This is a genomic window from Pseudomonas sp. zfem005 (assembly GCF_032621735.1).
GTDB classification, from domain to species: Bacteria; Pseudomonadota; Gammaproteobacteria; order Pseudomonadales; family Pseudomonadaceae; genus Metapseudomonas; species Metapseudomonas solani.
Genome location: NZ_JAVYJE010000005.1, coordinates 399546 through 412257, shown reverse-complemented (window position 1 = coordinate 412257; position 12712 = coordinate 399546). Strand labels below are relative to the sequence as shown.

At 68.9% G+C, this 12712-nt stretch carries 13 protein-coding genes; 3 read left to right on the top strand and 10 right to left on the bottom strand.

Features of this window, described 5'->3' with window-relative positions; all coding sequences use genetic code 11:
* Positions 1-95 precede the first annotated feature (95 nt).
* The 3 genes from RTW82_RS14125 to RTW82_RS14115 are packed head-to-tail and all read left to right on the top strand — an operon-like array spanning position 96 to position 3309.
* A complete protein-coding gene (locus RTW82_RS14125; RefSeq protein ID WP_316925455.1) occupies positions 96-1007 on the top strand; it encodes an ABC transporter permease in 912 nt (303 codons plus the stop codon).
* A gap of 1 nt (position 1008) precedes the next feature.
* Entirely contained in the window at positions 1009-1821 is an 813-nt protein-coding gene (locus tag RTW82_RS14120; protein WP_173173572.1) for an ABC transporter permease, read from the top strand.
* A gap of 18 nt (positions 1822-1839) precedes the next feature.
* Positions 1840-3309 (top strand): aldehyde dehydrogenase family protein, encoded by a 1470-nt coding sequence (locus tag RTW82_RS14115; protein ID WP_316925454.1) that lies wholly within the window; start codon positions 1840-1842, stop codon positions 3307-3309.
* A 547-nt stretch (positions 3310-3856) separates the two neighbouring features.
* Here RTW82_RS14115 and RTW82_RS14110 read toward each other — a convergent pair.
* The 10 genes from RTW82_RS14110 to RTW82_RS14065 form a co-directional block, all read right to left on the bottom strand.
* Entirely contained in the window at positions 3857-4324 is a 468-nt protein-coding gene (locus tag RTW82_RS14110) for a PAS domain-containing protein (protein ID WP_043245029.1), read from the bottom strand.
* 2 nt (positions 4325-4326) lie between these two features.
* On the bottom strand, positions 4327-5334 hold the full coding sequence (locus RTW82_RS14105; protein WP_316925453.1) for a response regulator: 1008 nt from the start codon (positions 5332-5334) through the stop codon (positions 4327-4329).
* 85 nt (positions 5335-5419) lie between these two features.
* On the bottom strand, positions 5420-5785 hold the full coding sequence (locus RTW82_RS14100) for a VOC family protein (RefSeq protein WP_263403912.1): 366 nt from the start codon (positions 5783-5785) through the stop codon (positions 5420-5422).
* Positions 5786-6070: 285 nt separating this feature from the next.
* A complete protein-coding gene (locus tag RTW82_RS14095) occupies positions 6071-6292 on the bottom strand; it encodes a GNAT family N-acetyltransferase (protein WP_316925452.1) in 222 nt (73 codons plus the stop codon).
* Positions 6219-6674 carry a hypothetical protein gene (locus tag RTW82_RS14090; protein ID WP_316925451.1) on the bottom strand — a complete coding sequence of 152 codons (456 nt, stop codon included), beginning with the start codon at positions 6672-6674 and terminating at the stop codon, positions 6219-6221. The genes RTW82_RS14095 and RTW82_RS14090 overlap by 74 nt, the downstream gene beginning before the upstream one ends.
* A gap of 121 nt (positions 6675-6795) precedes the next feature.
* Complete coding sequence (locus RTW82_RS14085) at positions 6796-8172, bottom strand: amidohydrolase family protein (protein ID WP_316925450.1); 1377 nt, start codon at positions 8170-8172, stop codon at positions 6796-6798.
* Positions 8173-8193: 21 nt separating this feature from the next.
* A complete protein-coding gene (locus tag RTW82_RS14080; protein ID WP_021217535.1) occupies positions 8194-9534 on the bottom strand; it encodes a nucleobase:cation symporter-2 family protein in 1341 nt (446 codons plus the stop codon).
* Between the two features lie 103 nt (positions 9535-9637).
* On the bottom strand, positions 9638-10696 hold the full coding sequence (locus RTW82_RS14075; protein WP_316925449.1) for a GTP-binding protein: 1059 nt from the start codon (positions 10694-10696) through the stop codon (positions 9638-9640).
* Positions 10693-11316, bottom strand: a complete 624-nt coding sequence (locus RTW82_RS14070) for a UbiX family flavin prenyltransferase (protein ID WP_043245034.1) — start codon at positions 11314-11316, stop codon at positions 10693-10695. Before RTW82_RS14070 ends, RTW82_RS14075 begins: the two co-directional genes overlap by 4 nt.
* The gene (locus RTW82_RS14065; protein ID WP_316925448.1) at positions 11313-12710 is read right to left on the bottom strand and encodes a UbiD family decarboxylase; all 1398 of its coding nucleotides are present in this window, start codon (positions 12708-12710) and stop codon (positions 11313-11315) included. The genes RTW82_RS14070 and RTW82_RS14065 overlap by 4 nt, the downstream gene beginning before the upstream one ends.
* Positions 12711-12712: the final 2 nt, after the last annotated feature.

The window sequence follows — 12712 nt, the reverse complement described above, 5'->3', positions numbered from 1 at the left end:
TCAGGGGCGAGCTCCAGCCGTGAATCGCGACGCCGCATTCGCGAGCAGAGCTCGCTCCTACCCTGGTCGCCTCCATGAATCGTAGGGACTCTTCCATGAACGTCGCTCTCAGCGCTCCCGCACCGGTCGATGCGGGCCAGGCCGCGCCGGTCGAAAGCCGCAGCCTCGGACGCCGCGTCACGCTGCTCCTGCTGCTGCCGTCCACCCTGTGGTTCCTGCTGATGCTGCTGATGCCGCTGGTGATCATCCTGGTCTTCAGCCTCGGCGAGCGCAGCCCGGTGGGTGGCTACGCCGCCGCGCTGACCCTGGACAACTACCTCAACCTCGGCTCGCGGGCCAAGGCCTTCGCCAACACCCTGTTCCTCGCCCCGGTGGGCACCCTGGTGTGCCTGCTGGCGGCCTACCCGCTGGCCTACTTCCTGGCGGTGAAGGTGCAGCGCAACAAGTCGCTGCTGCTGACCCTGGTGATCGTGCCGTTCTGGACCAGCTTCCTGATCCGCACCTACGCCTGGATCTTCATCCTCGGCGGCAAGGGCATCCCCGCCTTGCTGGCCAGCGTCGGCCTGGAGGACGTGCGCCTGATCAACACCCCCACGGCGGTGCTGATCGGCATCGTCTACGGCTACCTGCCGCTGATGGTGTTCCCCATCTACGTGAGCCTGGAGAAGCTCGACAAGCGCCTGCTGGAGGCCTCCTCCGACCTCGGCGCCAGTGCCTTCGAGACCTTCCGCCGGGTGACCCTGCCGCTCTCCGCGCCGGGGGTGATCACCGGCGCCATGCTGGTGTTCATCCTGCTCATGGGCGAGTTCCTGATCCCCGCCATCCTCGGCGGCGGCAAGGTGTTCTTCGTCGGCAACGCCCTGGTCGACCTGTTCCTGCAATCGCGCAACTGGCCCTTCGGCAGCGCGATGGCCATGACCCTGGTGGCGATGATGCTGGTGATCATCTTCATCTACCTCAAGCTCGTGGCGCGCTACGGCAAGCGCTCCACCGACGGGATGCTCTGACATGTGGCTGCGCAGCTATTCCACCTCGCTGTACCTGTTCCTCTATGCGCCCATCGCGCTGATCATCCTCTTCAGCTTCAACGCCGGGCGCAGCGGGCTGTCCTTCGAATGCTGCTCGGTGCAGTGGTTCGGTCGCGCCTTCGGCAACCCCTTCATCATGGAGGCACTCGGCAACAGCGCGCTGATCGCCCTGTGCTCGGCGCTGATCGCCACCCTGTTCGGCACCCTCGCGGTGTTCGGCCTGCAGCGGGTCGGGCGGCGCGTGCGGATGTTCTTCGACGCCCTGACCTACTGCGCGATCATCATCCCCGGCATCGTCATCGGCATCGCCACGCTGATCGCCTTCATCAGCCTGTTCGAGGTGCTCAACCCGCTGCTGGACCTGCTCCTCGGCGCCGGCCTGCCGCGCCTGCGCATGGGCTTCATCACCGTGGTCGCGGCCCACTCGCTGTTCACCATGGCGCTGGTGATGGTCATCGTCCGCACCCGCGTCGAGTCCCTGGACAAGGCCCTGCTGGAAGCCTCCGCCGACCTCTACGCGCCGCCGCTGGAGACCTTCCGCCGCGTGGTGCTGCCGCAGATCGCCCCGGCGATCATGGCCGGCTTCCTCCTGGCGTTCACCTTCAGCTTCGACGACTTCATCATCGCCTTCTTCGTCGCCGGCTCGGAAACCACGCTGCCCATCTACATCTTCTCGTCCATCCGCCGGGGCATCACCCCGGAGATCAACGCCATCTCGACCGTGATCATCTGCGCCTCCCTGGCGCTGCTGTTCACCTCCCGCTACCTGCAGAACCGCCGCACCGGCGCCTGACGACCCTGGAGAGCCACCATGCGTGACCAGCTGTATATCAACGGCCAATGGGTACGCCCGGACCTGGGCGGCCATTTCGACGTGCTCGACCCGAGCAGTGGCGACCTGATCCAGCGCGTGCCGGCGGCCACCGAGGAAGACATCGACCACGCCGTGCGCGCCGCGCGTCAGGCCTTCAACCGCGGCTGGGGGCAGACCACGGGCGCCGAGCGTGCCGGCTGGCTGGAGGCCCTGGCCAACGAACTGGAAGGGCGCCAGGACGCGCTGGCGGTGCTGGAGGTGCGCGACAACGGCAAGCCGCTGCCCGAGGCGCAATGGGACATCGCCGACGCCATCGGCTGCTTCCGCTACTACGCCGAACTGGCCCGCGAGCTGGACGGCCGCCAGGACGAGGCGCTGGAGCTGCCGGACGCGCGCTTTCGCTGCCGCATCCGCCACGAGCCGGTGGGCGTGGCCGGGCAGATCATCCCCTGGAACTACCCGCTCCTGATGGCCGCCTGGAAGGTCGCCCCGGCCCTGGCCGCCGGCGCCACCTGCGTGCTCAAGCCGTCGGAGCTGACCCCGCTCACCGCCCTGGAACTGGCCAGCGCGGCCGACCGCATCGGCCTGCCCTCCGGCGTGCTCAACGTGGTCACCGGCCTCGGCGGCGATGCCGGCGGGCCGCTCAGCCAGCACCCGGGCGTGGACAAGCTGGCCTTCACCGGCAGCGTGCCGACGGGGGCGAAGATCATGTCGGCGGCGGCGGCCGACATCAAGAACATCAGCCTGGAGCTGGGCGGCAAGTCGGCCTTCATCGTCTTCGACGACGCCGATGTCGAGGCGGCGGTGGAATGGATCATGTTCGGCATCTTCTGGAACCAGGGCCAGGTGTGCAGCGCCACCTCGCGCCTGCTGGTGCAGGAAGGCATCGCCCCGCGCCTGCTCGAGCGCCTGGTCGCCGAGGCGCGGCGCATCACCATCGGCCCCGGCCTGGAGCGCGGCGTGCTGCTGGGCCCGCTGGTCAGCGCCGGGCAGTACCAGAAGGTGCTGGGCATGATCGAGCAGGGCACCCGCGAGGCCACCCTGATCAGCGGCGGCAAGCGCCCCGCGCACCTGTCCCACGGCTACTTCCTGGAGCCGACGATCTTCGACGAGCCGGCCGACAACGCCAGCATCTGGCGCGAGGAGATCTTCGGCCCGGTGCTCTGCGTCAAGCGCTTCAAGACCGAGGCCGACGCCCTGCGCATGGCCAACGACAGCCGCTTCGGCCTCGCCGCCGCCGTGATGAGCGCCGACCTCGACCGCGCCGCCCGGGTGGCCAACGGCCTGCGCGCCGGCATCGTCTGGGTCAACTGCTCGCAACCCACCTTCACCCAGGCGCCCTGGGGCGGCATGAAACAGAGCGGCATCGGCCGCGAGCTCGGCCGCTGGGGGCTGGACAACTACCTGGAGGTCAAGCAGGTCACCGAATACCGCAGCCAGGAACCCTGGGGGTGGTACATCAAGTGATGCGAGGACGCCTCGTAGGATGGCGTAGAGCGAAGCGAAACCCATGCTGTGCGTGCATGGCCGGATCGCCCCATCGCGAATGAACTCGCTCCTACAAAAGCAGCCGGCCCCCGCCGCACAAGCGTGACCGCTGCGTAGGGTGGAGGTCGTTCTTTACCTCCACCAGGCGGAGTCGGGCCCCGGCACGGCATCATGCCTGAGGCTTCGCATCGATGGGTTTCGCGGAGCTCTACCCATCCTACGACGACGCCCCACGCAGAGTCAGGATCGGCACCTCGTCACGCGGAAACTCCGAGCAGGTCGACGAGCAACGGTGGGCTGAAGCGGAGCGCCGCCCGGCCCACCCTACGCCCTGTGTCTGTGCATGACCGGATGGGCTCGACCCATGCGTGGGTGGAGGTCGCTTTTTACCTCCACCAGGCGGAGTCGCGCCCCGGTACAGCGTCATGCCTGAGGCTCCACATCGATGGGTTTCGCGGAGCTCTACCCATCCTACGAGGCCTCCACGCAGGGTTCGCCGTGTGCACAACGAACGGATCGGTGGGCGTTACGCCGGGCCGCCGTCGCCGGCGCGGAGGGCGGCGACCTGCTTCTTGTAGCGCGCCACCTCGGTGACGTCGTAGATCACCACGCAGAGGTGCTCGACGCTGCCGCTGGCGCCCATCAGCGGCAGCAGGGTGACGTTCTGGTACATGAGGTCCTCCTCCCCGGTGATCGGCTGGTAGTTCTTGAAGCGCACCAGGTAGGGCCGCTGCTCCCACAGGCTGAAGGCGCGGGTGCCGAGTTGCACCACGCTGTCCACCTTGCGTCGCAGCCAGGTCTCGTCGATCTCGTCGAACAGCTCGAACAGCACCTTGCCGTGGACCTCGTCCGGGCCCATGCCGGAGTGGTTCTCCATGAAGCTATTCCACACCTCCACCTTGTACTGGCGGTCGAGAACGATCACGCCGACGTCGATGCACTGCACGATGTCGAGCAGCCAGTGAACCTCTTTGATATCGATCTGTGCCGGCATGGTCAGTCCATCAGGTAGCGGATCTTGTGGGTCAGGCGCGGGATCGAGTCCTCGGTGAACAGCAGCAGCAGGTCGAAGTGCACGTTGTGGCCCTCGACGCTGTAGCTGATCTCCACCGCCAGGGTCTTCTTCCAGCGGGTGCGGTTGAGGTGGATCAGCCGCTCGATGGACGCATGCTGGCCGAGCAGCTGCGGGTGGCCCTGGGAGAAGCGCACGTCGATCTGCTCGGCGATGCCCGCCAGGCAGGCGCCGATGATGATGCTGGCCAGGTCCAGCAGCATCTCCGAGGTTTCCTTGTCGTCGGCCGGGTGCCAGCCCAGCAGGTTGGCCATGTCGGCGATTTCGGAGTCGTGGAACAGCAGCAGCGCCTCGCCGGCGATGGCGTCGCCGATGAAGCCCTGGCACAGCGCGCTGAGCCGCTCGCCGCTCTGGGCGTCGGCCAGGGTCATGTGCAGCTCGCTGACCTCGAAGATGTTCACCTGGGGCACCGGCAGCTGCACGAACACGTTCAGCACCTTGGCCAGCAGCGCGGCGGCGCGGCCCATGGCGACGTTGCTCACCTCGCGCAGGGCATCGCGGAAGTTGACCTTGAGGACCAGGTCCTCGCGGGAGGGCACCGGCTCGGCGGGCACACCCGGTGCCGGCACCTTGAGCAGGCCCAGGCGCACCAGCACGGCGCGCAGCTCGGCGGGGTCGGCGGGCTTTTTGATGAAGGCCAGGGCGCCCAGTTCCAGCACCCGGCGCTGGGCCTCCTCCTGGATATCACCGGAAACCACCACCACCTGGGCCACCAGGCCCTCGGCCTGCAGCTGGGTCAGCACCTGGTAGCCATCCATCACCGGCATGGTCAGGTCCAGCAGCACCACCTGGCCCAAACCCTGGCGAATGGCGGCCATGGCTTCTTCACCCTGGGTGGCCTGGGTGATGGTCACCGGCCAATCCTGGGGCAGCGCGCGGATCAGTTGCTTGCGCGCCATCATCGAGTCATCGCAGACGAGGAGGGGAATCACTTAGCGGCACCGCCGTCACTTCAGGTCAGAGCAAGCATAGACGCTGGCCCGGGGCCCGCCGGCACGGGCGCCGGCGGGATTGCGCTCAGATGTTCTGGCCGATCCGCCAGAGCACGCCGCTGGGGTCGAAAAGAATGAAGTCGCGGATGCGCCAGGGCTGGTCCTCGGGCGGGATGGCGCGCACGCCGTAGCGCTCGATCACGCCGCTGGCCTGCACATGCTGCCACCAGGCCTCAACGTCCTTCACCAGCAGGTGCATCATCAGGTTCTCGGCCAGGGCCTGCTCGTAGAAGTTCTGCAGGAGGAAGGCGCAGTCGCCATGGCTGAAATAGGCGATCTCCTCGGAGACGCCGCCGGGCTTGAAGCCCAGGTCCAGGTAAAAGGCCTTGCTCTGTTCGTAGTCCTTCGCGGGGACGAAGGCCTTCATTTCAACGGTTTCCAGCGTGCTCATGGGCTATCCCTGTGGTCGGTGAACAGGCCGTCGCGGTCAGGTGGGCGCCTCTGCGGGCGCCTGCAGCCGCATCCTAAACCCAGGAATACCCGCTCCGGTAGCCCGTCAGGAGCACGAAGGTCGCGTCTCCGCATGATCGATGCAGGGGCGACTTCAGTCGCCAAGCGGCGCGCAGCGCCGCCGCCCTGGTAGGAGCGAATTCATTCGCGATGGGATGATCAGGCCATGCACGGCACAGCATGGGTTTCGCTTCGCTCTACGCCATCCTACGGTCCGCGACCCCCCTCAAATCCCCCGGGTCATGAACCGATGGGCGGCGATGCCGGGGATAGGGGAGGGGCGCTCGTGTTCGACCACGAAGCCGAGGCGTTCGTAGAGGGCCTGGGCGCGGGGGTTGGCGGCGGAAACGTCGAGGGCGGCGCGTTGCAGGCCGTCATGGCGGCCCAGGTGCAGCAGGTGGTCGATCAGCCGCTGGCCGATGCCCTGGCCGGTGAGGCCCTCTGCCACGCCAAGGTGGGCGAGGTAGCAGGTGGCGGCGGGGGGGCGGCTGGATGATGCGCTCCAGCTGCAGGCCGCGGCGGATCACCGCGGCGGCGCCGAAGCCGTAGAAGCCGACGATCTGCCCCAGCGCCGCCAGGCTGTTGCGCAGGTTGGCCTCGCCGCTGAAGGCGGTGCCAGTGGCGACGATGCGGCCATCCTGCTCGCCCACCCAATGCAGGCGGTAGCCGAACTCGCCCGCCTCCCGCGCCAGGGTCCAGCGCAGGAAGTCCACCGCGCTGCGCCCGCCACGGGCGAAGGCGTGGTCGAAGGCGGCGGGGCCGGAGCGGTACACCAGCGGGGCGATGGCCGGGGCATCGGCCGGTGTCGCGGGGCGGAAGGTCAGGGCCATGGCGGGGGCTCGGAAGGGCAGGGGAATGCGAAAATTAGCACTTTCGTGCCACGTTTCGCGAGTGCCCCGCCGAGCCGCCCACCGCGCCGCCCTGAGCCCCGGGCAGCGCGGCTTTCCGGCCTCAGTCGCCCTGCAGCAGCTGCTGCACGCCGTCCAGGGCTTCGCGGCGCAGGCGCTCGACATCGAGCCCCGGGATCACCCCGTCATCCACCACCAGGCGCCCGCCCACCAGGCTGTAGCGCACCGCCATCGGCTCGCCGGCCAGCACCGGCGCCAGGGCCGGGTCGTGGAAGCCGAAGAAGCGCGGGTGGTCGAGGCCGTAGAGCACCAGGTCGGCGGCCTGGCCCACTTCCAGGGTGCCCACCGCGCCCAGGCCCAGCACCGTGGCGCCGCCGGCGGTGCCCCAGTGGATGACGTCCTCGGCCAGGGTGGCCGAGGCGCCCTGGTTGGCGCGATGGATCAGCCAGGCGGTGTTGGCCTCGCCCACCATGCTCCCGGACTCGTTGGAGGCGACGCCGTCCACCCCCAGGGAGATGGGCACGCCGGCTGCCGCCATCTGCGGCACCGGGGCGATGCCGCTGCCCAGGCGCGCGTTGCTCACCGGGCAGTGGGAGATGCCGGTGCCGGTCTGCGCCAGCATGCGGATCTCCGAGGGCTGGGCGTGGACCATATGGGCGAACCACACGTCCGGCCCCAGCCACTCGTGCTCGGCGACGAACTCCACCGGCAGGCAGTTGTACTTCTCGCGGCAGAAGTTCACGTAGTTCTGCGTCTCCGACAGGTGCGTGTGCAGGCGCAGTCCCATGCGCCGGGCGCTCTGCGCCAGCTCGCGGAGCAGCGTCGGCGGCAGCGAGAAGGTCGGCGTGGTGGGGGCGACCACCACCCGGCGCAGGGCGTCCGGGGTGTTCTGGTGGTAGCGCGCCTTGAGCCGCTCGATGTCGCCGAGCATCTGTTCAAGGCTCTCCGGCTGCAGCGCCGTCCTGGAGAAGCCGGGGTGGGCGTTGGCCGATTCCAATGCGCCGCCCCGGCAGAGCACGAAGCGCATGCCGAATTCTTCGGCGATGTCGAACAGCGCGTCGCCGCCCTCGGTGCTGCCATGGGCGTGGTAGAGGTAATGGTGGTCGGCGCAGGTGGTGACGCCCGACAGCAGCAGCTCTGCCATGCCCAGGCGCGCGGCGATGCGCACCAGCTCGGTGGTGAAGCGCGACAGGCGCGGGTAGGGCACGCTGGCCAGCCAGCCTTGCAGGTCCTGGTTGAGGCCGGCGGGTACGGCCTTGAGCAGGTTCTGCGCCAGGTGGTGGTGGGTGTTCACCCAGCCCGGGTAGACCAGGCAGTTGCGCGCGTCGATCACCCGCTCGCCGGCGCCCGGCTGCAGGTCGTTGGCCATCTCGGCGATGCGCCCGTTGCGGATGCGGATGTCGACGCCACCGGCGCGGGCGCGGTCGCCGCGCAGGCCGGTCATCACCGCCTGGGGATTCTTGATCAGGATGTCGTTCATGGAAGGTTCCCGTGGTTGCGCTCAGAGCACGTCGTGGAGGGTCTTGCCGTTCGCGGTGTCCGGCACGCCGACGCCATTGAGGGCGGCGTTGAGGCCCACCGACACCAGGCAGGCGATCACCACGCTGCTGTGCAGGAAGGGCTGGCTCCACTCGGGCAGTTGATGGAACAGGGCAGGGGAGAGCACCGGCACCAGCGCGGCGGCGATGGTGAAGCCGACGATCAGCACGTTGTAGCGGTTGCGCTCGTAGTCGACCTTGGCCAGGGTCTGGATGCCGGCGGCGGCGACCACGCCGAACATGGCCACGGCAGCGCCCCCCAGGGCGGCGGTGGGCATCGAGGCGATGACGGCGCCGGCCTTGGGGATCAGCGCCACGGCGCACATCATCAGCCCGCTGACGGCCACCACCCAGCGGCTGCGCACGCCGGTGAGGATCACCAGGCCGACGTTCTCCATGAAGGCGATGAAGGGGAAGCCGGCGAACATCCCGGCGATGGCGCTGGACAGGCCGTTGGCGCGCAGCCCGGCGACCACCTGGCGGTCTTCCACCGGGCGCTCGACGATGTCGCCGATGGCCACGAACAGGCCCATGGACTCGACCATCTGCACGATCATCACCACCACCATGGTGGCGATGGGGATCAGCGCGAAGGTGGGCACGCCGAAGTGGAAGGGCACCGGCACCGTCAGCCAGGGCGCTTCCTCCACGCCGTGGAAGTTGCCCATACCCAGCCCATAGGCCAGGCCGCCACCCACCAGCATGCCGATCAGCACCGACATGTTGCGCAGCAGCGGGCTGCCGTAGCGGGTCACCAGCAGGATCACCGCCAGCACCACCACCGTCACCAGCAGGAAGCCGGGGGCGCCGAAGTCGCTGTGGTTGCGCCCGCCGCCGGCCCATTCGTAGGCGATGGGGAACAGCTGCAGGCCGATCACCGTGACGATGCAGCCGGTGACCACCGGCGGGAACAGCCGTCGCAGGCGCCCCACCCAGGGCGCCACCAGCATGGTGAAGAGGCCGGCGCCGATCACCGCGCCGCAGATGCCGGCGACGCCGATGTCGGGGTTGCTGCCGATGGCGATCACCGGCCCCACGCTGCTGAAGGCGGCGCCCTGGAGGATCGGCAGGCGCACGCCGAACTTCCAGAAGCCCAGGGTCTGCATCAGGGTGGCGATGCCGCAGCAGAACAGCGTGGTGCTGATCAGCAGCACGGTGTCCGGCTGGGACATCTTCAGGGCGCTGGCGACGATCAGGGGGACGGCGATGGCGCCGATGTACGACACGGCCATGTGTTGCAGGCCGAGGGTGAGCATCTGACGGAGCGGCAGAATCTGGTCTACCGGGTGCACGGCTGAATTCATGGTGTAAGTCCTCTGGCGAATTGTTCTTGTTGCTGAGGGAACCCGTTCAGTGTGCCCAGGGCCGTCGCCCGGCTCACGGGCGTAGCGGCAGCCCGGAGCGTGGTCAGCCTGCGAGGCAGGCGGCGAACCCCTGGTTGAGGGCGGCGCGATCGAGGTCGCGACCGATGAATACGATCTTGCTGGTGCGCGGCTCGTTGCCCCAGGGCGTGGAGGCGCGGAATTCCACCAGGCTGTGCACGCCCTGCAGCACGTAGCGCTGGTCCTCGCCCTGCACGGCGAGCACGCCCTTCATGCGGTAGAGGGTGTCGGCCTGGCGCTGGCGCAGGTCGGTGATCCAGCGGTGGAAGGCCATCAGGTCGATGTCCTGGGTCACGGCGATGCCCACCGAGCTGACGCTGGGGTCGTGCTCGTGGTCGGTGTCCGCAGCAGGCTCGTGGTGGTCATGGTCATAGTCATGGCCGTGGTCGTGATGCTCCGCGCCGATCTCCATCAGCTTGCGGGTGGCCTCGAAGGCGCCGACGCCGAGGATGCCGTCCAGGTCGATGCGGGCGTAGCTGGAGGTCACCAGCTCGGCGGTGGCGTTGAGGCTGCGCACCTTGCCTTGCAGGTCGGCCAGTTCCTCGCCGTTCACCAGGTCCACCTTGTTGATGATGATGCGGTCGGCGCAGACGATCTGGTCCACCGCCTGGTTGTCCACGCCGTCGAGCTGCAGGTCCTCCAGGTGCTGGGCGACGTGCTTGGCGTCCACCAGGGTGACGATGGCGTCCAGCTCCACCTCGGCGGCGATCGGGTCGTCGATGAAGAAGCTCTGCGCCACCGGGTAGGGGTCGGCCAGGCCGCTGGTCTCGATGAGGATGCGGTCCAGGCGCACCGGGCGCGCCACCAGCTCGCGGATGATGCGCACCAGGTCCTCGCGGACCTCGGCGGTGCAGCACACGCAGCCGTTGACCATCTCGTAGATCTCCTCGCTCTCGGAGCTGAGCACCAGGTCGCCGTCGATGCCGACTTCGCCGAACTCGTTCTCGATCACGGCGATCTTGTGGCCGTGGTTCTCCTTGAGGATGTAGTTGAGCAGGGTGGTTTTGCCGGCCCCGAGGAAGCCGGTGAGGATGGTCACCGGGATCTTGCGGTTGGGCGTCGGGGCGTTGAATGGACTGTTCATGCGAGCTCCTTCGGGGTTGCGGAATGGCCGCCGTCGGCGCCGGCTTGCGGGGCGGGTTCGCCCCAGCGCAGTGCGGTGCCGGCGTCGAGGCCGAACAGGTCGAGCACCCGGCCGAGGCTGTGGTCGACCATCTGTGAAAGCGATTGCGGGCGGGCGTAGAAGGCCGGCACCGGCGGGGCGATGATTCCGCCCATCTCGGTGACCGCCGTCATGTTGCGCAGGTGCGCCAGGGTCAGTGGCGTTTCCCGCGCCATCAGCACCAGGGGCCGGCGTTCCTTGAGGGTCACGTCGGCGGCGCGGGTCAGCAGGCTGGAGGAGGCGCCGCTGGCGATCTCCGCCAGGGTGCGCATGGAGCAGGGCGCCACCACCATGCCCAGGCAGCGGAACGAGCCGCTGGCGATGCCGGCCGCCACATCGTCGGCGCGGTGGTGGTGGCTGGCGCGGGCGATGACGTCGGCCAGCTTGTAGTCGGTCTCGTGGGCCATGGTCAGCTGCGCCGCGCGGCTCAGCACCAGGTGGCTCTCGATCCCCAGCTGTTCCAGCAGCTCCAGCAGGCGCACGCCGTAGATGAAGCCCGAGGCGCCGCTGATGCCCACCACCAGGCGACGGGGGGCCGTCATGACGCGCTCCCCGGCAGGTAGCCCTTCAGCAGCTGGCGCATGCGCCCCTGGATACGCGGGTCGAGCTGCGCGCGGATGCCGTCGAAGCCGCTGCTGCGGGTGGCGTCCAGGCCCATGCGCGAGGTGGTGCCGTTGGCCGAGGAGGACGGGTCCAGCGGGCTGCCCGGCAGGCCGTCGATGGTGAACAGGTCCTGGTGCGGCTGGAAGTGCGTGGCCAGCGCCCAGAGCACCTGGCTGTCGTCGCTGATGTCGATGTCGCTGTCCACCGCGATCACCGTCTTCAGGTACGGGTCCCAGCCGAGCAGGGCGAGCATGATCTGCCGCGCCTCGCCGTCGCGGCTCTGGTCCAGCGCCACGTAGCAATGGAAGTGGGTGCCGGAGTTGGGGTAGTGCACGGCGGTCACCGCCGGGAAGCGCGCCTTGAGCTTCTCGCTCATCTCCGCCTCGCGGGGCAGCCGCGCCAGGGTCAGGTGCTCGGCGTAGCGCCCGCCCACCACGTCCACCAGCCAGGCATCGCGCCGGCGCAACAGGGTGTCGACGCGCAGCACGTTGTTGGTGGAACTGTCGGAGGAGTAGCCGCTGAATTCGCCGAAGGGGCCTTCCTCGGCATAGGCGGTGGGGTCGATGGCGCCCTCCAGCACGAACTCGGCGTGGGCCGGCACGCCGATGCCGTAGCGCGGCGTCTTCACCAGCTCCAGGGGCGCGCCGAACAGGCCACCGGCCACCGCGCGCTCGTCGGCGCCATAGGGCAGGCGCGCGGCGGCGGCCAGCATGAACAGCGGGTGGGCGCCCACCACCATGGCCACCGGCAGCTCCTCGCCGCGTTCGCGGGCGGCCTGCAGCATGCGCCACAGGTGGCCGCGGGAATGCAGGCTGGTGGCCAGGGCCTGGCGGGCGTGGCGCATGGAGCGGTGGTAGCTCATGTTGGCCACGCCCGTGACCGGGTCCTGGGCGACGATGATGGCGTTGGTGATGTAGGGCCCGCGGTCGCTGTCGAAGTGCTTGAGCATCGGCAGCAGCGCCAGGTCCAGGGCCTCGCCCTCGATCACCTCGTCGAGCACCGGGCCGGTGGCCAGGTAGACCGGCGGAACGGGGGCGTTGGCGCGGGCCTGGAACACCTCGTGGAGCTTCGCCGGGGTGGTGCCGAAGAGCCGGGCGATGCGGGTTCGCGAGGCGAACAGGTTGGTCACCACCGGCACGCCGAGGCTGCCCACCCGCTCGCAGATCAGCAGCGGGTGCTGGCCCCGGGCGGCCAGGGCGTCGACCAGGGCGGTGACGTCCTGGTCGGCGGAAAGGGGTTCCTTGATGATCAGCACGTCGTCGGCGAAGCGCTCGCGGTAGGCCTCGATGAACGCGTGGAAATCCTGGGTCGTGGCAAAGCTCGGCAGGGTCATGG